This is a genomic window from Neotabrizicola paludis (assembly GCF_044142105.1).
In the GTDB taxonomy this organism is placed as follows: domain Bacteria; phylum Pseudomonadota; class Alphaproteobacteria; order Rhodobacterales; family Rhodobacteraceae; genus Pseudogemmobacter.
Genome location: NZ_JBGTYM010000016.1, coordinates 18,118 through 37,785 on the forward strand (window position 1 = coordinate 18,118; position 19,668 = coordinate 37,785).

At 62.3% G+C, this 19,668-nt stretch carries 20 protein-coding genes, 1 tRNA gene and 1 pseudogene; 3 read left to right on the forward strand and 19 right to left on the reverse strand.

Translation table 11 applies throughout. The features are described from left to right. Positions 1-4: 4 nt before the first annotated feature. From ACED67_RS21110 to puuE, 4 genes are all read right to left on the reverse strand, one after another. On the reverse strand, positions 5-1,492 hold the full coding sequence (locus tag ACED67_RS21110) for a nucleobase:cation symporter-2 family protein (RefSeq protein ID WP_395543715.1): 1,488 nt from the start codon (positions 1,490-1,492) through the stop codon (positions 5-7). 86 nt (positions 1,493-1,578) lie between these two features. Continuing rightward, complete coding sequence (locus tag ACED67_RS21115) at positions 1,579-2,055, reverse strand: ureidoglycolate lyase (protein WP_395543716.1); 477 nt, start codon at positions 2,053-2,055, stop codon at positions 1,579-1,581. 7 nt (positions 2,056-2,062) lie between these two features. Then, complete coding sequence (locus ACED67_RS21120; RefSeq protein WP_395543717.1) at positions 2,063-2,896, reverse strand: bifunctional allantoicase/(S)-ureidoglycine aminohydrolase; 834 nt, start codon at positions 2,894-2,896, stop codon at positions 2,063-2,065. Further along, positions 2,893-4,308: an allantoinase PuuE gene (gene puuE / locus ACED67_RS21125; RefSeq protein ID WP_395543718.1), complete on the reverse strand. Its 1,416-nt coding sequence runs from the start codon at positions 4,306-4,308 to the stop codon at positions 2,893-2,895. Before puuE ends, ACED67_RS21120 begins: the two co-directional genes overlap by 4 nt. 150 nt (positions 4,309-4,458) lie before the next feature. Here puuE and uraH point away from each other — a divergent pair, with 150 nt between their 5' ends. Further along, the gene (gene uraH / locus ACED67_RS21130; RefSeq protein ID WP_395543719.1) at positions 4,459-4,821 is read left to right on the forward strand and encodes a hydroxyisourate hydrolase; all 363 of its coding nucleotides are present in this window, start codon (positions 4,459-4,461) and stop codon (positions 4,819-4,821) included. Here uraH and ACED67_RS21135 read toward each other — a convergent pair. Then, positions 4,806-5,561, reverse strand: coding sequence for an alpha/beta fold hydrolase (locus tag ACED67_RS21135; RefSeq protein ID WP_395543720.1), 756 nt, complete (start codon positions 5,559-5,561; stop codon positions 4,806-4,808). The two genes, uraH and ACED67_RS21135, sit on opposite strands and share 16 nt — an antisense overlap. Positions 5,562-5,690: 129 nt before the next feature. On the opposite strand from ACED67_RS21135, the gene ACED67_RS21140 reads away from it, so the two are divergent. Then, positions 5,691-7,196 carry a DUF2125 domain-containing protein gene (locus ACED67_RS21140; protein ID WP_395543721.1) on the forward strand — a complete coding sequence of 502 codons (1,506 nt, stop codon included), beginning with the start codon at positions 5,691-5,693 and terminating at the stop codon, positions 7,194-7,196. Positions 7,197-7,528: 332 nt separating this feature from the next. On the opposite strand, the gene ACED67_RS21145 is transcribed toward ACED67_RS21140, so the two are convergent. From ACED67_RS21145 to ACED67_RS21170, 6 genes are all read right to left on the reverse strand, one after another. After that, positions 7,529-7,996 (reverse strand): arsenate-mycothiol transferase ArsC, encoded by a 468-nt coding sequence (locus ACED67_RS21145; protein ID WP_395543722.1) that lies wholly within the window; start codon positions 7,994-7,996, stop codon positions 7,529-7,531. Positions 7,997-7,998: 2 nt separating this feature from the next. Beyond that, positions 7,999-8,478: a UPF0262 family protein gene (locus ACED67_RS21150; RefSeq protein ID WP_395543723.1), complete on the reverse strand. Its 480-nt coding sequence runs from the start codon at positions 8,476-8,478 to the stop codon at positions 7,999-8,001. Positions 8,479-8,571: 93 nt separating this feature from the next. Next, positions 8,572-9,873 (reverse strand): histidinol dehydrogenase, encoded by a 1,302-nt coding sequence (gene hisD / locus ACED67_RS21155; protein WP_395543724.1) that lies wholly within the window; start codon positions 9,871-9,873, stop codon positions 8,572-8,574. 65 nt (positions 9,874-9,938) lie between these two features. Then, a complete protein-coding gene (locus tag ACED67_RS21160) occupies positions 9,939-10,415 on the reverse strand; it encodes a DUF2948 family protein (RefSeq protein WP_395543725.1) in 477 nt (158 codons plus the stop codon). Beyond that, a complete protein-coding gene (gene murA / locus ACED67_RS21165; RefSeq protein WP_395543726.1) occupies positions 10,415-11,683 on the reverse strand; it encodes a UDP-N-acetylglucosamine 1-carboxyvinyltransferase in 1,269 nt (422 codons plus the stop codon). Before murA ends, ACED67_RS21160 begins: the two co-directional genes overlap by 1 nt. 9 nt (positions 11,684-11,692) lie before the next feature. Further along, positions 11,693-11,899, reverse strand: a complete 207-nt coding sequence (locus ACED67_RS21170; RefSeq protein WP_395543736.1) for a hypothetical protein — start codon at positions 11,897-11,899, stop codon at positions 11,693-11,695. Between the two features lie 134 nt (positions 11,900-12,033). Here ACED67_RS21170 and ACED67_RS21175 point away from each other — a divergent pair. Then, a tRNA-Thr gene (locus ACED67_RS21175) sits at positions 12,034-12,108 on the forward strand. Positions 12,109-12,315: 207 nt separating this feature from the next. Here the strand turns inward: ACED67_RS21175 and ACED67_RS21180 are convergent. The 8 genes and pseudogenes from ACED67_RS21180 to ACED67_RS21215 form a co-directional block, all read right to left on the reverse strand. Beyond that, positions 12,316-12,486, reverse strand: coding sequence for a hypothetical protein (locus ACED67_RS21180; protein WP_395543727.1), 171 nt, complete (start codon positions 12,484-12,486; stop codon positions 12,316-12,318). A 1,036-nt stretch (positions 12,487-13,522) separates the two neighbouring features. Continuing rightward, positions 13,523-14,602 carry a serine/threonine-protein kinase gene (locus ACED67_RS21185; protein WP_395543728.1) on the reverse strand — a complete coding sequence of 360 codons (1,080 nt, stop codon included), beginning with the start codon at positions 14,600-14,602 and terminating at the stop codon, positions 13,523-13,525. Next, positions 14,599-15,663, reverse strand: coding sequence for a serine/threonine protein kinase (locus tag ACED67_RS21190; protein ID WP_395543729.1), 1,065 nt, complete (start codon positions 15,661-15,663; stop codon positions 14,599-14,601). The genes ACED67_RS21185 and ACED67_RS21190 overlap by 4 nt, the downstream gene beginning before the upstream one ends. Beyond that, a complete protein-coding gene (locus tag ACED67_RS21195; protein ID WP_395543730.1) occupies positions 15,638-16,720 on the reverse strand; it encodes a PP2C family protein-serine/threonine phosphatase in 1,083 nt (360 codons plus the stop codon). Before ACED67_RS21195 ends, ACED67_RS21190 begins: the two co-directional genes overlap by 26 nt. Positions 16,721-17,076: 356 nt before the next feature. Next, positions 17,077-17,781 (reverse strand): SOS response-associated peptidase, encoded by a 705-nt coding sequence (locus tag ACED67_RS21200; RefSeq protein ID WP_395543731.1) that lies wholly within the window; start codon positions 17,779-17,781, stop codon positions 17,077-17,079. Next, on the reverse strand, positions 17,781-18,107 hold the full coding sequence (locus ACED67_RS21205; RefSeq protein WP_395543732.1) for a hypothetical protein: 327 nt from the start codon (positions 18,105-18,107) through the stop codon (positions 17,781-17,783). Before ACED67_RS21205 ends, ACED67_RS21200 begins: the two co-directional genes overlap by 1 nt. 111 nt (positions 18,108-18,218) lie before the next feature. Next, positions 18,219-18,521, reverse strand: a complete 303-nt coding sequence (locus ACED67_RS21210; protein ID WP_395543733.1) for a hypothetical protein — start codon at positions 18,519-18,521, stop codon at positions 18,219-18,221. Continuing rightward, positions 18,518-19,668, reverse strand: a pseudogene (locus ACED67_RS21215) (glycine-rich domain-containing protein); the annotation flags it as partial. The pseudogene ACED67_RS21215 and the gene ACED67_RS21210, both read right to left, overlap by 4 nt.

A 19,668-nucleotide genomic window follows, 5' to 3' on the forward strand; every position in this document is an offset into this window, starting at 1 on the left:
GCGTTCAGTGATCCGCCGCGGAAGCCGCCGCCGTGATCGCCGCCCGGTCTTCAGCTGCGCCATTGAAGAAGGCGTTCAGCACGACTGCGGCGATCGAGGCCAGCAGGATACCGCTTTCGATCAACGGGTGAATGTCATGCCAGATCCACTGCTTGAAGTTGGGTGCGATCAGCGGGATCATCCCCATGCCCAGCGACACCGCGACGATGAACAGGTTGTTGCGGTTGGTGGCGAAGTTGACACCGGCAAGAATGCGGATGCCCGTCGCGGCCACCATTCCGAACATCACCAGCCCCGCCCCGCCCAGAACCATGGTCGGGATCGATTCCACCAGCGCACCGATCTTCGGCACCAGCCCCAGCACGATCAAGATCACGCCACCCGCCACGCAGACGAAGCGACTCTTGATTCCGGTCACGCCGACCAGCCCGACATTCTGGCTGAAGGAGGTGTAGGGGAAGGTGTTGAAGATGCCGCCGATCAGCGTGCCCACGCCATCGGTGCGCAGGCCCGCCGAGAGCATCGGTTGATCCACCTTCTTGCCCGTCATCTCGCCCAGCGCCAGGAACATTCCGGTCGATTCGATCATCACCACGATCATCACCAGAACCATGGTAATCACCGGCACCAGCGCAAAGATCGGTGTGCCGAAATGGAAGGGCGTGATCAGCCCGAACCAGGCCGCGTCGGCCACCTTGCCAAAGGTCATCGCGCCCATGACGATCGCGATCAAGGCGCCGATCACGATGCCCAGAAGGACCGAGATATTGGCGACAAAGCCACGCCCGAACTTGGCGATGGAAAGAATTGAACACAGCACGATGGCCGAGACCAGGATATTGCCCAGCGGCGCATAGGCCGGGTTCGGCACTGAGGCGGCGATAGCCAGTTTCTCGGGCACCGGCGGCAGCCCGGTCACCGTCCCCGCCGCCACGCCATCGGTCACGGCCTTCAGCCAATCCGCATAGGCCGGATCGACGATTGAAGGTGCGGTCGGTCCGACCGGATTTCCGAAAATCCAATTGATGCCGATGCGCATCAGACTGACGCCGATCACCAAGATGATCGTGCCCGTCACCACTGGCGGGAAAAAGCGCAGCATCCGGCTGACCAGCGGCGCGATCAGGATCGAGATCAGCCCCGCTGCGATGATCGCGCCAAAGATTGCCCTCGCGCCTTCCGGCCCCGGATTGGCCCCCGCCATCGCCAGCATCGGCCCCACGGCGGCAAAGGTCACGCCCATCATGACAGGCAGCTTGATGCCGAACCATTGCGTCACGCCCAGCGACTGGATCAGGGTGGCGATGCCGCAAACGAACAAGTCTGCCGAGATCAGAAAGGCCACATCGGCCGGTTCAAGTTTCAGCGCCCGCCCGATGATCAGTGGCACGGCCACCGCCCCCGCATACATCACCAGCACATGCTGAAGGCCCAGCGTGAACAATTTCGGCGGCGCGAGACCCTCGTCCACCGGATGCACATCCTTCGTCATATCCATCCCTTTCCCGGGGGCGTTCTTGTTGACTGCCGGATGCGGGGCCGCCCCCGGGCGCGCTCCGGTCTTCTTGTCCGGGCGCTTCAGCCCCGGATCACCCGCCAGGCTTCGCTGTAGCGGTGTTCTTCCAGATTGGGCGTGGCACCGATGCGGTCCACCACCGCAAAGAGACCGGGCGCCGCGAGAGGCGTCAGGACGCCGTGCCAAGTGCCGCGCGCTAGATTGATGCCCTGCGCACCATTTGTCAGAAAGGCGCGAGGCTGGGCTTGCGGATCGGCCGTCACGATGACGAGAAAAGGCTCGGCCCCCATCGGCAGAAAGGCCTGCGAGCCCTCGGGATGGCGCTCGATCAGGTCGAACTCATAGGGCAGCGCCCGCGCTTCGGCCTTGAAGATCGAAATCCCGGCCCGGCCTTCCGGCCCGAAATCCAGCACGGCGCGGTCATGGTGGCGCCGGCACAGACCCGCATTGATCAGGCGGAAGTCGCCCGTCCCCTCAAGCACCTGCCCGAAGGGGGCAAAGGCCTCGGCCGTCAGCGGCTCGGTTCGGATCAGACGCATCTCGCGGTTACCGTCCCAGCCACGGCCCGCGCAGCCGGGCATGGCGATTCACGTCCTTGTAGAGAAGATAGCGGAACCGCCCCGGACCGGCGGCATAGCAGGCCTGCGGGCAATAGGCGCGCAGCCACATGAAATCGCCCGCCTCGACCTCGACCCAGTCCTTGTTCAGCTTGTAGACCGCCTTACCCTCAAGCACATACAACCCGTGCTCCATGACATGCGTCTCCTCAAAGGGGATCACACCGCCGGGCTGGAAGGTCACGATGTTCACATGGGCGTCGTGGCGCACATCCTCGGGGTCGACAAAGCGCGTCGTGCCCCAGCGGTCACCCGTATCGGGCATGAAACGGACCGCCACATCGCGCTCGTTCACCGTGAAATGTTCCGGCACCGCCACGCCCGGCGCGGGTTCGTAGAGCTTGCGCAGCCAGTGGAACCGGGCGGGCACATTTCCCTCGGCCCAGAGTGTCCAGTGCGCGTCCGGCGGAATATAGGCATAAGAGCCCGCCTCCATTTCCGTCCCCTGCCCGTCCACCGTCAAAGTGGCCAGACCGCCGGTGAAGAACAGCCAATGCTCTGCCCCCGCCTCCGCGTCCGGCGCGTCCGACCCGCCGCCGGGCTGCACTTCCATCACATATTGGCTGAAGGTTTCGGAAAACCCGCTCATCGGCCTTGCGATCAGCCAGAGGCGGGTGCGCGACCAGCCCGGCAGGCAGCTTGTCACGATGTCGGAAAAGCAGCCCTTGGGGATGAAGGCATAGGCCTCGGTAAAGACGGCGCGACCGGTCATCAGGCTGGTCTGTGGCGGCAGCCCGCCCGTAACCTGGTGGTACGAAGTCATGGCAATTGGTCCTTCAGGCGCAGAAACGCGATCCGCTCCACCTGCGCGCAGGCCGTGGCGAATTCGGTCTCGGTCTCATTGGCGATCCGCGCCGCGAAGGCGGCCAGGATCGTGTCCTTGGTATTGTCACGCACTGCTATGATGAAGGGAAAGCCGTGCTTGGCGACATACTCGGCGTTGAGCGACTCGAACCGCGCGCGCTCTGCATCGGTCAGCGCATCGAGCGCCGCGCTGGCCTGTTCCGCCGTCGAATCCGCCGTCAGCCGCTTGGCCTGCGCCAGCTTGCCCGCCAGATCGGGGTGGGCCGTCAGAACGCCCAGCCGCGCCTCGGGGCTGGCGCTGCGGAAGCTCCGCGCCAGCGCATTGTGCAAGCCGACCGCACTGTCATGCGCCGGGCCCAGCTCCAGCTCCCAGGCGCCCTCGGCGATCCAGGGCGAATGTTCAAAAATGCCGCCAAAGCGTTCGACAAACCGCTCGCGCGTCATCCGGCTTGGCCGCTCGATCCTCCGATGCGGATGCTCGGCCGCCCAGTGGCGCGCAATGTCGATCCGCCGCGCGAACCACACGCCATCATGCCCCAGCGCATAGTCCAGGAACCGCCGCAGCCCCGCCACCTTGCCGGGCCGGCCGATCAGCCGGTTGTGAAGCCCAACCGAGAACATCTTGGCCTGACCCGCCTGACCCTCGGCATAAAGCGTGTCGAACGTATCCTTGAGATAGGTGAAGAACTGCTCGCCCTCGATATAGCCCGGCGCCGTGGCGAAGCGCATGTCATTGGCTTCCAGCGTATAGGGAATGACCAGCTGGTCATGGTCCCCCACCTCAAGCCAATAGGGCAGGTCGTCGTCATAGGTGTCGGAAATCCAGGCGAGCCTCTGCGTCTCGGCGGTCAGCCGCACGGTGTTCATCGAACAGCGGCCAGTGTACCAGCCCTGCGGCGGCGTACCCACGACCTCTTCATGCAGGCGGAAGCTCTCCATGATCTGCCGCGCCTCTTCCTCGACCGGCATGTCGCGGTGATCGACCCATTTCAGCCCGTGGCTGGCGATCTCCCAGCCCGCCTCCTTCATCGCGGCCACCTGCTCGGGATTGCGCGCCAGCGCCGACGTCACGCCATAGATGGTGACCGGCACGCCCTTTTCGAGGAAGAGCCGATGCAGCCGCCAGAACCCGGCCCGCGCGCCATAGTCATAAATCGATTCCATGTTCCAATGCCGCATCCCCGGCCAGGGCGCTGCCCCCGCGATGTCCGACAGGAAGGCTTCCGACTGGCCATCGCCATGCAGGATGTTGTTCTCGCCGCCCTCTTCATAGTTCAGCACCAGCGAGATCGCGATCTTCGCGCCCCCCGGCCAGCGCGCATCGGGCGGGTTCGGGCCATGGCCGCGGAAATCGCGGGGATAACGGTTCATGCCTTGGGCACTCCTTTGTCGCATCTTCATCTTAGGGCCGAAAATCGCTGCGTGTTTTCAAAATATGGCTGAAAGACCTGTCGCGGCAGGGCAGAATGGCCCTGGCGCGGAAATCATGGTCAGATGGGCGCAGGATCACGGAGGAATGCAATGGCTGGCGGCAGGCTGACGACCCATGTTCTCGACACGGCACTGGGAAAACCCGCGGCGGGCGTGAAGATCATGCTCTACCGGATCAGCGGACAAAGCCACCGCAAGATCGCCGAGACGGTGACCAATGCCGATGGCCGCACCGATGCGCCGATGCTGTCTGGCGACAAGCTGACCGAAGGCAGCTATGAGCTGGTCTTCTGCGCCGGGGCGTATCTGCGTGCGTCGGGCCAATCCCCGGCGGAGGGCCCGCTGTTTCTGGACGAAATCCCGATCCGCTTTGGGATCGCCGACGCTTCGCAGCATTACCATGTGCCCCTTCTGATCTCGCCCTTCGCCTATTCCACCTATCGCGGCTCCTGATCCCGCCACAACCTGTCGCGCCGCACACCTCCGGCCGAGGTCGCGATGCGCAACAGGCGCCGCCGGTCGCCCGCCAGCGCCGCCTCGATCAGCCCGCCCAGGGCGCCCCGCCCTGACAGATGCGGGCAAAGGCCGGAATGGTCCTGCCCGGGGAACAGAAGGTGATCCAGGCCCCTGCGCGCCGGAAAGCCGCGTGCCTGCGCCGTGTCATCGCGCAGCCCGTGAAACAGCGTGACCGCCACGCCGGCGGGCACAGTCACGCTTTCATCCCGCAAGCGCCCCGCCCAGGGCTGCCAGCGCCGCTCACCCGGCGGCGCCAGCGCGCCCAGCCCGCTTTGTGGCCCAAAGGCCAAAACGGCATCGGCCCCGACCATCGCCGCTGCCTTCAGCGCCACCACCGCTCCCATCGACTGCCCCAGCACCAGGACGCGCCCCAGAGGCCCCGCCCGCCGCGCTGCGGCCAAGGCTTCTTGCAGCGCGTCGGTCAGCCCCGGCGTCTGCCCCCAGCTCCGGCTTTCATCCGTCACGAAGATCGCCCGCCGTCCGCCCGCCATCGCATGGCGCAGGAATTCCGGCACGGGCGGGCGGAGGGGGTCATGGCCGATCGAGGCGCAGGCGATCACCAGATCCCCCGCACCGCCCGCAGCCCCCGGCCCCAGCGCCACCCGCCAGGGCAAAGGCGCGGGAAACTCGATCAGTGCGACCCTATCCCCCTGTAGTGCCGCAGATTTTCCGCTCATCGCTTCCTCTTGTTCCGCTGCCGTTTCACACCCCGCTCCTGCGACGGTGATGAATCCCCTGCTTGCGGTTGCAGCATAAACAGGCTTTGCTATCGGGCGAAAATCTAAAGCCCGCCAGGAGACGGACCCATGTTTCGATTCACCCATTTTACCGCAGCCCCTGCACTTGTCCTGCTATTGTCCGGCACAGCCCATGCCGCCTTGACGGCCGATAAGGTCTGGCAGTCGTGGAAGGATGGCGCAGGCCTTGTCGGCCTTCAGGTTTCCGCCGCCACCGAATCCAACTCCGGCGGGGTGCTTACGCTGAACGGCGTCTCCATCGCGCCCGCCGGCGAACAAAATGCCATCAAAATCTCAGACATGACGCTGGCCGAACAGGCCGATGGCTCGGTCGTGATCACCCCCGGTGCCGCGATTGGCTTTGACGGCACTGCCGATGGCGGCGGCAAGTTCGACCTCAGCCATGACGGGCTTGTGATCACCGCGCATGAGGGCGAGGGCGGCGCGCTGGTCTATGACTACAGCGCCAACAGCCTGAAGGCCGCCATCGACGCCAGCCATGAAGGGTACAGCTTCGATGCCAATACCCCGGCGCAAAAAGTCACCAGCCTGATCGACGTGAACTTCGAAGGGCTGTCCGGCACCTATTCCGACACGCCCGGCAGCAACCGCGCCTTCAGCCTGGTGCTGAACGCGACCAAATTCGGCTATGACGTCACCTCGGACGATCCGAACCTCAAGCAGAAACAGGCCCAGAAAAGCGAAACTGCCGACATCGCGCTTTCGGGCACGCTGACTCTGCCCGCGACCATGGCGCTCGCCGAAATGCAGGGCCCGGGCGATTTCGCGAAGGCGCTTGCCGATGGCCTTGCCCTCAAGGTTTCGACCAAGCAGGGCGCCTCGACCGGATCGGTCAGCCAGGAAGACGAATTCTTCCCGATGCAACTCGACATGACCGCCTCGGGCGGCACGGCGTCGCTGTCACTCGACAACACGGCCTTCACTGTCGTCAGCGACTCGCCCGGCATGAAGATGAATATGACCAGCAGCGCGATCCCCGCCCCGGTCGAGGTAAACCTTGGCCCGATGGTGATGGATTTCCTTCTGCCCGTGGTAGCGGCCACGCCTGCGGACTATCACCTTAAGCTGAGCCTGTCGCAGTTCACGCTGAACGAGGCTGTTTGGGGCATGTTCGACCCCGGCGCCGCGCTGAAGCGCGAGCCGCTGGATCTGGCGATTGACGTCTCGGGCAAGACCGCCATCGACCTGCCCGCCCTGATGGCAGCCGAGGAAACCGGCCAGACCCCGCCGATGCCCGCGCCGGAAAACCTGGACATCACCACCATCGCGCTCAAGGTCGCGGGGGCAGCACTGAACGCCAATGGCGCCTTCACCTTCGACAATTCGATGGGGATGCCCATGCCGCTTGGCAAGGCAGATGTGGCGGTGACCGGGGCGAATGCGCTGATCGACGGGCTGATCAAGACCGGCCTTCTGTCCGAGGATGACGCCATGGGCGCACGGATGATGATGGGCGCTTTCATGAAGCCCGGCGCCGAGCCCGACAGCCTGACCACCACGATCGAGGCCAAGGAAGGCTTCCAGATCTTCGTGAACGGCCAGCAGATCCAGTAAGCGCCGGAACCGGCGTGATCCGGGGCGCGGGGGCGACGAGCCACCGCGCCCTTTATCTTTTCCCCGTCGACGTGACGCAGGTCGTGCCCTTGTCGCGGTCTTTCACAAGGCGGCATGACAGGCCGTGATGCGCCCCGCGAGGCGACTGGCCAGGGCAAAAGGCCCGATCAGCGGCCGAACCTGCCCCTGCCCGCAAGGCGCCGCCTGGCAGCCATTGCGATCCGGCCAGCGCGTATGGCAGTTGATGGGCCTGGTCAGGCCAACGCCTCATCGGCTTGGGAGCGGCAAGTTCAGCGGCGCCATGCTCTGGCCGTACCCTCTCCTGCCCCGACCTAGGCCTTTTCGGCGCGCGCGGTCGGCGGGCCGAACCGCTCCAGCATCCGGCTGCGGATCTGGTCGCGCGCCTGGCGATAGGCCGCGAGCTTGGCCTCGCGTGTCTCTCCCAACCCGGTCGGATCGAGGATCGGCCAATATTCGACCTCGAGATGGTGGAAGCGCGTCAGCTCAAGCGCCTGGCGCTGGCTGGCGGGCGAGAGGGCGATGATCAGGTCGAACTGGCCCAGATCGTCGCCCCATTCCTGCATTTCTTCGAAAGACCGCGACCGGTGACGCGAGATTTCCAGTCCGATCTCGCGGCAGACGGCGACCGAAAAGCCATCCACTTCCATGTCATTCTTCACGCCGGCCGATTGCACGTAGACCGAATGGCCATAGAAGCTCTTCATCAAAGCCTCGGCCATGGGCGAGCGCACGGCGTTATGATCACAGCAGAAGAGAACGGATTGCGGGAAGGACCCCAATCTTACCCCCAGTGCAACACGCAGATCAGGGTAAACAGCCGGCGCGCCGTGTCGGTATCGACCTCGGCCTTGCCCTCCAGCCGCTCTTGGAGCACGCGCGCTCCTTCGTTGTGAATCCCGCGCCGCGCCATGTCTATCGCCTCGATCTGGCTGGGCGGCAGGCGCTTCACCGCTTCGAAATAGCTTTCGCAGATCTGAAAGTAATCCTTCACCACCTGACGGAACGGGCCGAGGCTGAGATGGAACTCTCCCACCGGGCTTTCATCCTCGCAGGCGATGGTGAAAACAAGGCGGTTCTCGCGGATCGCCAGATGCAGCCGGTAAGGCCCGGGTGGCACGGGGCGTTCGGGGCGAGGCGGCAGGCCGAACCTGTTGTCCTCCAAGAGATCGAAGATCGCCACGCGGCGCTCCTGTTCGATCTCGGGCGTCGGACGCACCAGCCCCTTCTCGTCGATCTCGATATGGCAGATGCGATTGGTCATGGGGGCCTTCGTTCGTCACGCGCCCTGCCCTCTTGCCCGACAGTGGCCCGTCGATCAAGGAGGATGACGCAGGCCAAGCCGACAGAAGTTTCGCTAGCCGTTCAGCCGATCCAGCCGCGCGCGGACCGACAGGCCATGCGCCTGCAACCCTTCGGATTGCGCCAGTGTCTCGGCAGCGGGGCCAATGGCCTTGAGCGCCCCGGGCGTCATCCGCGCCATGGTGGTGCGCTTCATGAAATCGAGCACGCTGAGCCCCGAGGAAAACCGCGCAGAACGCGCTGTTGGCAGGACGTGGTTCGGCCCGCCGACATAGTCGCCAATTGCTTCCGGCGTGAAAGCGCCAAGGAAGATCGCTCCGGCATGGGTGCAGTTCGCCGCCACCGCTTCGGGATCAGGTGTCAGGATTTCCAGATGCTCTGGCGCGATACGGTTCGACAGCGCTGCTGCCTCATCAAGATCACGCACGGTGATCACCGCGCCATTCTGCGCCCAGCTTGCCGCCGCGATGGCGCGGCGCGGCAGATCGGCCAGCCGCTTCTCCACCCTCTCTGCGACGGCGGCGCCGAAAGCGGCATCGGGCGTGATCAGGACCGACTGCGCGCTTTCGTCATGCTCGGCCTGGCTCAGCAGGTCCAGCGCCACCCAATCCGGGTCCTGATCGCCCGTGGCGATGACAAGGATCTCTGACGGCCCCGCGATCATGTCGATGCCCACACGGCCAAAAACCCGGCGCTTCGCGGCGGCGACAAAGGCATTGCCCGGCCCAGTGATCTTGTCGACCGGCGCGATGGTCTGGGTGCCATAGGCCAGCGCCGCAATCGCCTGCGCCCCACCGATGCGGTAAATCACATCAACGCCCGCCAATTGCGCCGCCAGCAGAACCAGCGGATTGACCGCACCGCCTGGCGTCGGGCAGGCGATGATCAGCCGCCCGACCCCGGCGACCTTGGCCGGAATGGCGTTCATCAGCACCGAAGACGGATAGGACGCCGTGCCACCGGGCACGTAAAGCCCCGCGGCGGAAACCGGTGTCCAACGCCAGCCCAGCGTCGCGCCTGCGGCATCGGTCCAGCTTTCGTCCTGCGGCTTCTGGCGGCTGTGATAGGCGCGGATGCGATCCGCGGCCAATTCCAGCGCGGCGCGTTCTTCTGCGGGAACTCTTGCCACCTCGGCGGCAATCTCGGCGGGCGAGAAGGCGAGCGTCTTGGGCGACAGATCCAGCCGGTCGAAACGAGAGGTCAGCGCGATCACCGCTGCGTCGCCGCGCGCCCTGACATCAGCGATGATCGCGGCCACCGCGGCATCGACATCCTCGGCCTCCTCGCGCTTCATTCCCAGAAGGGCGGTGAAATCGGCCTCGAAGCGCGGATCGCGTGTGGACAGGACATGCGGCATGGCGGGTCTTCCCTTCCTGGACCGCGGCCCCATAGCGCGAGCGCAGGTCAGGGTAAAGCGCGTGATCAGACGCCGTGGTCTGGAACATGCCGCGAGGGCGCGAGATAGGGTTTCGAGACGTCTTCCAGCGCGATCTCCAGCGCCTCGACCTCCAGCGCGACCGCACCATCGCCCGCCAGAACCAGGGTCAGGGTACCAGCGCCCTCTTCGCCCGGCGTCCAGTCCAGCGCGAGGATCGACAGGATCTGGTCCTTGTCGTTGCGATCGATGCCCTGGCTCTTCACCGCAAGAACGCCCGAAACCGACAGAAGGCTGCGCACACGTTCGAACGGGCGCCCCTGTCTTTGCGCCTGCTCACGGTCTTCCCAACGGAAACGATTCACCAAAGCGGCGAAGCGACGGCCCTTCGGCTCCCAGCGCATCTCGGTCGCAGGCAGGACCGCATCTTGCAGCAGCGCCGAGAGGACAGGCAGATCCCCGGCCTCCTGCGCCATCAGCCGCAGCGGGCCTTCATCGCCATCCTCGTAACGCGCATCTGCCATCAGGCCGAAATCCTTTCGATCTTCGCGCCGCAGGCGGAGAGCTTTTCCTCGACCCGCTCATAGCCGCGATCCAGATGATAGACCCGGCTGACCACTGTCTCGCCCTCGGCCGCAAGCCCCGCCAGGATCAGAGACACCGAAGCCCGCAAGTCGGTCGCCATCACCGGCGCGCCGCGCAGCTTTTCGACGCCCGTGACCGTGGCATGGCCTCCATGCACGTCGATCTTTGCCCCCATCCGCATCAGTTCAGGGGCGTGCATGAAGCGATTCTCGAAGATCTTCTCTTCCAGCACCGAGGTGCCATCGGCGGTGCAGAGCAGCGCCATCATCTGGGCCTGAAGGTCGGTCGGGAATCCGGGGAAGGGTTCGGTCACCACATCGACCGCCTTCACCCGCCCGTTCTTGAGCGACACTTTCAACCCGTGTTCCGTCTCGGTCACCGAGACCCCTGCCTCATCCAGTTTTTCGGCAAAGGCCCCGACCAGTTCCATCTTGCCGCCCAAGCATTCGACCTCGCCGCCCGCGATGGCGGGGACCAGCATATAGGTGCCCAGTTCGATGCGGTCGGTCACGACGGGATGGGTCGCGCCATGCAGCCGGTCGACCCCCTGGATGGTGATCGTGTCCGTCCCATCGCCCTCGATCTGCGCGCCCATCTTGCGCAGGCAGCGGGCCAGATCAACGATCTCGGGCTCGCGCGCAGCGGTCTTCAGCACCGTGGTGCCCTTGGCCAGGGTGGCGGCCAGAAGCGCGTTTTCCGTGGCCCCGACCGAGACGAAGGGAAACTCGAAAACCGCGCCCTTCAGTCGCCCGCCCGGTGCCTTGGCATGGACATAGCCATCGCGCAGGTCCAGATCGGCCCCCATCGCCTCAAGCGCCTTGAGATGCAGGTCGACCGGGCGCGCGCCGATGGCGCAGCCGCCGGGCAGCGAGACGACGGCATGGCCGTCGCGCGCCAGCATCGGGCCGAGGACAAGGATCGAGGCGCGCATCTTGCGGACGATGTCGTAATCGGCCTTGTGATTGGCGATGTCATGGCTCGACAGCGCGAGCACCAGCCCGTCCTGCAAGCTGGCCACCTCGGCCCCCAGCGATTGCAGCAGCTGGGTCATTGTGCGGATGTCCGACAGCCGCGGCGCATTTGTCAGCGTCAGCGGTTCTTCCGACAAAAGCGTCGCCGGCATCAACGTCAAGCAGGCGTTCTTCGCCCCTGCGATGGGGATGGCGCCCTTGAGCGGCCCGTTGCCCTTGACCAGAATCGAATCCATCTGCCCGCCTCACTCGTCCGCGCCGGTTCCGGCGTCGTTTTGCTGTTTCATATCCCCGGACGCGCCGGTGTCGTCCTGCGCCGTCCGCGCCCGGGCCTGCGCCTTGCGCCGCGCCATATTGGCCTTGAGCGCCGCCTTCAGCCGATCGTCGCGCAGCCCTTTGGCGCCGGACTTCCCGGGCATGTTCCCTGGTGCCTGTGTGCCTGAGCCGCGCATCGCCCGATCCTTAGCGCAAGGGGCAGGACGGGTCCAGTGCGGGCCCAGCCCCCACTGCCGACCAGGACCAGATTTCCGCGCAAAGGGGGTTGCGGACCTCCGACTTTGCGTCTATCTCCGCCGCCACCAACGGCGCTGCAGTAGCTCAGTGGTAGAGCACTCCCTTGGTAAGGGAGAGGTCGAGAGTTCAATCCTCTCTTGCAGCACCATTTTTCCAATGAAAATCAGCCACTAACAGCGACAACGCTTCCCGCGGTCGCCTCTCGATGCAGCTTTTTACGCGAACGGCGCGCGAACAAACCGGCTTGCTCCGTACAAATCCGGTACACGATGTTCTTGTGGCGTTCATGGTGGCGGCCATGGGGATCGCCCCTACCCCGCACTGCGCTTCACCGTCAGCCTCTGTGTGGCACTTCCTATTCCGACGGGCGGATCAGGTCCGGCCCCTGAGACTTCCAGCTGTTCACCACGCGGCCGACCTTGCGCATTCGCCGCTTCTCTGGGGGCTGCCGCTGGATGGTTTCGAGCGGCTCGCCATCCAGCCAGCGCCGAGCGCCTGTCGCTTTGATCGAGATGGTCCGACGCATGCAGCGACGCGTGTCGAATATAGGGCAGCGTCCCGCGACAGATCTGCCCGCCCTCCTGCTCGGACGCGGGTGGCGGGCCAAAGTCAGCGGAATGATCCCGCAAGAGCCGGTTCAGAACCGAAATTGGACATTCGGGCCCGATCGCCAGGCTCTCTGAGCAGAAGGTCGAGATGGCTTTGGCAGTTCCACATCGCATCGATCCGGGTGCTAACCGGCGCGGGTCGCTCGACTTCGTGCCCGCCGACCGGGCCGATGGCCCCCGCTTCCGGCGAAACCACAGCTATTGCGCATGACCTTGGGGATTGAAGTGGTGGCGAGGGGGCGTTCAGAGCGCATACCCCACCTCATCATGGCGTTTCGCATCGCCTGATTTCGGGCTAATCAACCCTTTCACCCAACCCCCGCCGAAGCGCAGATGCCAGCCGTCGCAGCTCCGCTGCGCGGGTCGGGCCATGCGATACGGCCAAAGCCCTCGCCCACCGCTGCGCTAGCATCTGTCCCTTGGGATGGTGCGCCAGGCTAACCGATGCGGGTGATTTGGCAGCTTGGCTCAGCGTTCCCTGGCCGGAAGCCCAAGGCCTGCAGCGACCGCTCGCGTACGCCGCGCTAGCACTCGTGGAAGGCTAAATTCATCGGCGCAACAGGCCTGCAAATGGCCTAGGGCCGGAGCGAAACGCGAGCAAAAGGTGAACGTTAGAACGGTCAAAAGTCGTCATTCGCCGCGCGCCGCATTAACAACCAGAATGCGCAGGTAGTGGGCATGGCTGCAGCCGCGCCCATGCTTTGGCTTCCTTACGTTTTCCGCCCCACCCATCCGTCGAGCAAAACACAGCAGAGGGCGGCTCCCGGCGGAGCTTGAGACTATTCGTCTTGAAACAAGGATTAAGGTTAGCTGTAACATATCGGTAACCGCAGCCCAAGCGAGCGTCCAAAAGACGATTGCGCCGGCTGTTCGATGAGTAAAGTGGATGCGTACGCTTTGGGTTTGATGTCTCAGAAAACGGACTATGACAGGCCCCAATTTCCGTTTCCAGCATCAGGCTTTTGGATCTTTCAAGACAGCGATAGGATGCGCTCGAGCCCTTGGGGAGCCAGGGAATGATGCAAAGTAGACATCCCGATTCCTTTCGGATGGTCTATTTTTCCCATAAACACTCTCTATGCTGTAAAAAACACTATTCCGGCCAGAATTCACAAATCCACTGTATCCATTTTGAATGTTTTTATCAAACACCCCACTTGATCTGGGCGCATTAATGTAACACAACTCCGCAATCGCGAGCTTAAGTTGATCTGCTGAGGGACGATCTTCAGGCTTCTGCTGCAGACAGGACTCTACTAGTTCTTGAAGGTTTAGTACTAGCGGTCGATATTGTAAGTTCTCAATCATGAACGCAGGCCATGGGGCACGATTGTTATTTTGTACATTTGCTGCGGCCGCCAAGAAAACACCAAAAGGATACTCGTCTGTGAGTATCTGGAACATCATGGCGCCTAGTGCCCATATATCACTCGGTGGCTCGGCTTGTGTCCCTGGTGCTGAAAGCATTATTTCAGGGGCCATATAAGGAATGGCGCCCTGAATTGTTTTCGACGTCGATCTCGTCAGCTCCCCATTTTTTGCCGCCTCCGAGAACACCTCCTCTGTAAGCGTCGCAATACCAAAGTCCGTCACCTTCAAATCACTGAAGTTGGATGCGTCTCCGACCATAATGTTACTTGGCTTGAGATCTCTATGTACCACACCTGCGTGGTGAGAGGCACCAACACCCTTGGACAGTTGATAGAATATCCTTGCTGCCAAGTGTGGTTCCACCGCGCCATAACGAGCAATCATCCTATCAAGCGTGACGCCATCCACAAACTCTTCGATAAGAAAGTATTCCCCTCCCTCCTCAAAATAGTCATAAGTCTTAGCTACATTATGGTGATTGACCATTGCGGCAACAATCGCGCTTTTCTGAAAACGACGAGCCACCTGTCCCGCCTGAGGTGTCTTGAGCGCAACGTCCATTCCTAATAAAAGATCTTTGGCCAAAAATACTTCCTGCATTCCGCCGCGTCCGATATGTCGAACAATTTCGTAACGGTTGGCTAATACCTTTCCACCCTTCATGCCGTCACCTCCGGGTGTGATACGTCAAATGTAACGAATACACGACGCTGGTTGCCTTTGAAGGTAATCACGCAGCACCCTGGCAAAATCTGACCCACTTCGGCGGCAAGGTTGTTGAAGGAAACATCTCCATTAACGCCAGTCACAAGAAAGTTCAATCCATCATATTGAATGGAGAGGCTCCCAATGTTCCCAACTGAAATCTTAGCCTGTCGATTGTCCTTGCTTATTGTGTGTGTGGTATTCCCCATCGTGATGAGTGCTTTATGCTTGTCCTTGGTGAGCTGTCGCTTCAACGTCTCGACGATTTCATCCATGGAAGGACGAAGTTTTGCATCTAACTCTAAACATCTGTGAATGATGTTGGGTACTTCGATCGGAAGCGTTTCTGTTAATGCTATGACGTCTGAAAGTGCTACCGGAAGTGGGGGACGAGCAGTCAAGTTCGCAGGTGGATGATTCGAAAGGAGCGCTAAACAGGTAACCCCAAATGCATAGACGTCTACAGCATCTGTGAAGTTAATCTGTGCTCCTCCCCATAGTTCTGGCGCCATGAAAATAGGAGTTCCAATGATGCTTCCTGTTTTAGCTTGGTCATAAGTTCTGGCCAGTCCAAAATCCATAATCTTGACAACCCCTTCTTCGTCGACCCGGATATTGTTCGGTTTTATATCCCTGTGAACGATTGAATGGGAGTGAATGTCGCGAATCCCACAGGCCACTTGCCACAAAACTCGTAAGTAATTATAATCCGCACAAAGTGATCCTACTTCGAAGTCTTTGCCCTCGATATACTCTAGAACGATCCCTATACCATTTACTCCTTTGTCAGACACAGTTTCGACAATGTCATATAATTGAACAACATGCTTTGAGCGTAATAATGTGAGAGCCTTCATCTCATCGACGAGGCGCCGAGCTTCGGTGCCGTCTTTCAATGTCTTAATCACGACGCGTCTATTTAAGTGCTTATCGCGAAAATATGCAACATCGCCCATTCCTCCCGATGTGCCTGCTCCTTCAGGCTTATATCGATCACTTAGAACTTTCATTGCCGCCATTCTCTACTTCGATTTTCAACTCAATTTGTTCTGGGATCTCTCTTTTCTTTGAATCGCTTTGCTTCCGTTTCGACTGACGTTCTCTTTTCTCAGGGCGCTGCGGGGTCGACTTGTCACTTCTCATTGTCCTGGAGCCCCCCTGATTCTCTGGAGACGGCTCACGGTTGCCGCTATGCCTTTGGGGCTGAATAGAGTTTCTGTCCCTTTCAGTGGATGAGAAGTAACATGTTGAAGATTCATCCCAAACCTGTACGCAACCCTCAAGATTCGCCGTACGATTGTGAAGAATTTCCCTCATTCTAGCTGTGTCAATACAACCGACTGTCGAGTTGTCTGGCCCTCCAAGCCACTGCGAAAGAGCAGTAACGCGTCTGACGCAAGTCTCTGGGTCCTTTGCATTAGTGATAATCTCAGAAAACACATCTGAATTGAAGAAATGCGCGCCGTCGGAGGTCAATATGATCCTTCTGACGCCTGAATCTACTTCAGTTATTGTTGGCACCATTCCGGACCCCATGCCAACAAACTGGAGTAAGTCTCGTCTTTCTCCGCCAACAATTTCGGCGAGAGAGTCGTCCTTGGTTAGCCGTATCACTTCAGATGTATTGAGAACTCCATAGGATCTACTATCACCAATATTGCAGACCCAAACTCGTTGCTCTGAGTCTATGAATATTGCTGTGAGCGTGCTGCCACCTTTTGCATTTAGGCTCTCACTTACTTTTCGGTTTGCATACTGACAGGCGTCGGAGAGGCGGCGATGCGTATCAAGAACGACACTATGCAGAGCAGCTTCCAAGAATGATGACGAAGCGATGGAAGCTGCGAGAGCACCCTCTAACATTCCGCCCATTCCGTCACAAAGAACCGTTACGAATGCGGTGTCCCTGGGATCATTCCTCCATAAGGTTCCCGCCAGTATTCGATCTTGATTTTCATCCCTAACGGCCCCAATGTGCGAGCCAAGCGACACCGGGAAATCTTGAAGTGACGCATATGAATGCGCGGGCTTTTGCCTGGAGGACCACTGCTGGATCAGCTTAGAAAGGAAGGTCAATTTATTCTCCAGTTCGCTCAGAGAAGCTATCCATCGTGAGCGTAGGCATGTGGCGTAAGCGACTTTTTCTCCGCAGCCCATGTTTGACGACAAGGCACGAGCTTGGCAAGCAGGACATCGCTAGTGCGAGGCACCGAATTCACGCGTATGGCAATCGTATCAGGTTTCCCACAAGTGTTCTTCGAATGCACGGATGGCCATCTTTGCACAGAACTCCGCAACAAAGAAGTTACTTGGATTCCACCTAGCTGCAGTGCCCGCGAGCGGCAGCTCGCCCCCCATCCCGGTCAAGCGCACCCTGGCGCGACTGACCCAACCCGCGCTGCGCCTCACCGTCAGCCTCTGTGTGGCACTTCCTAATCCGACGGGCGGATCAGGTCCGGCCCCTGAGACTTCCAGCTGTTTACCGCGCGGCCGACCTTGTGCATTCGCCGCTTTTCTGGGGGCTGCCGCGGGATGGTTTCGAGCGGTTCGCCATCCAGCCAGCGCCGAGCGCCTTCGTCATCGACGATAATCGGCTGACGGTCGTGGATTGTGGCCACCTGGCCTGTGGCCGCCTCCGTCAGCATGGTCACTGTGGCGCCGGACCAGTCGGGGAGATCGACCTCGGTCCAGAGCCCGAGGGTAAGAAAGCCGGGCTCGTTGCTGGCCGGGCTGACGTAATAGGCTTCTTTCTGAGGCGTAAGGGTTGACCACTCGTAATAACCGGACATGGGAATGATGCAGCGGCCGGTGGGGCTTCGATAGGCGTCTCGGAACGAAGGGGCCTCGGCAACCGTCTCGGCGCGGGCGTTGATCGTCGAAGCCTTCCACTCCTTCAGCGACTTCTTGAACCAACGCGGAATCAGACCCCATCGCGCCCAGCCCGGCACCAGCTCGCCATCTTCGCGACGCGTGATACGCACCATAGGCACGTCCTGGCTCGGAGCGACATTGTATCGAGAGGATATCTCCCGGACACCGGCGAGTTCTTCCTCGACCCATTTCGCGGGTCGGATTCCGCGCATCAGATCGTGCACCTCGCGCCACGTCAGATCGGCGAGGGTGAACCGACCACACATCAGGCGCGCCGCATCGGAGAGGTATAGTGCCGATTGTCGGTGTGATCGGCCAGTTCCAGCTGAGGGAAGGCCTCGAGCAGTCGCGCGCCGTGTGCCGGATGACGAAAATACAGCGCCACCTGGTCGCGGATCAGAGTCCCGAAACTGCGGCCGCCACCGTGCCAAGCGTAGTGGCCGCGCCCGACCTCCTGGTCAAGCCAATGACGGAGTGATCCTGGCCCCACCCCCAAAAGGGCTCCGAAGCCCTCTTCTGGCACCAGTATCAACATGCGGACCGGGTAGCAGCGGTCATCGATCGTTGCTTGAGGTGTCGATCGCTTGACCATGGATCGCCATTTTCCTGATGGATCGGCGGCAGTCTAGGAGGGGGCCGCGCCCTCTTCAACGCCTCATCAGCTCAGTGGTTCCGGATCAGACGAAGCCGATCATCTTGACGATCACCCCGCACTCCGCTTGACCGTCAGCCTCTGCGCCACCAGCGTCCTGGTCTGTCCAGCCACGGTCGCGCGGATCTGCAGGTCGTAGATCCCGGCCGCGAACACCTGGTCATTCCAGGCCACCTTGATTTCGTCCGGCCCAGTAATCTCGGCAAAGGCCGCCGCGACCACCGGGCTGCCATCGATCGGCGCCGCCACGGCCTCGACCGTGCCACCGTCAAGGCTGATGACATCCGAATCCGGGTCAAAGGTCACCGGAACGCGGATCACCAGGTCATCCTTGGTGTAGCAGGTCAGGCTCATGGCTCGCTCCAATGCGCTGCGATGGTGATTTGCGCCCAATGGGCCGGGATCGTGATGGCTTCCCAGCGTGCTGGCAGCGTGATCCAGTCCCAGGTTTCCGGGCCTGACGGCGAGGTCCCGCCCGAGGTGGCGATGGCCTCGCCAGTAACGCCGGCAATACCGCCCGCGACGGCCTTTGCCGGGGCCATGCCTGAGGCTTCGCCCGTGACGCCTGCCACGCCCACCGCAGTGCCACGCGCTGGCGCTGCGGCCTCGGCCGCTCCGGCAACGCCAGCCACGCCCGAGGCCTGTGCCCGGACAGGCGCCGTGGCGGTTGCGGCACCTGTGACACCGGCCTCTCCGCTCGCCGTGGCAGACGCGGCAGCGCCTTGCCCGGCCGTGGCGGCGCCGGTAACCCCGGCCCCGCCGGACGCTTGCCCGCGCGCGGGCGCTTGGGCCGATGCTGCGCCGGTGATGCCCGCCAGACCGGACGCTTCGCCCTTGGCAGGAGCAGCGGCGACAGCCGCGCCGGTCACGCCGGCGAGGCCGGATGCCTGCCCCTTCGCAATGGCCTGTGCTGTCGCCGCGCCGGTGACCCCGGCCTGTCCGCTGGCCGTCGCATTGGCGCCAGAGGCGGGCGTGGCCACCCGCAGGATGACGATGCCATCCAGGCCGGGGGTGGCGGTGGTCCAGGAGCCGCCATCAACGGCGGAGGTCCCCCAGGCGCCCGAACCCGGCCCGCCCCAATTCGCAGGTTGGTTCTCTCTCCGGGAAGACCCGCCAGCTGCATAATAGACGCTCGCGCCCGTGATGCTGTCGGCATAGGGGTCACCGCCGACGCCGGGGGTGCCACCGATTGCCGAGGCACCAGCCGAACCTGCGCCGCCACCGCCGCCGCCTCGGCCGGACGAGGTCGACTGTGAGCCGTCGCCCCCATTGTGACCCTCTCCGGCGATTCCGACGCCGGTGCCGCCCGGCAGATTGGCATAGCCCGAATTGCCGTTGCCCCCGCCACCGCCTGAGCCGCCAGGATTGGCCGCAAAACCAGACGCACCGCCAGGCGCCCCACCGCCGCCGCCTTCTGCCGAGATGCCAAGGGCGGATGACGGGCTGCCGTTGTTCCCGGTGCCGCCACCCGTCATCGCGGCGCCACCAGCCCCGACGATGA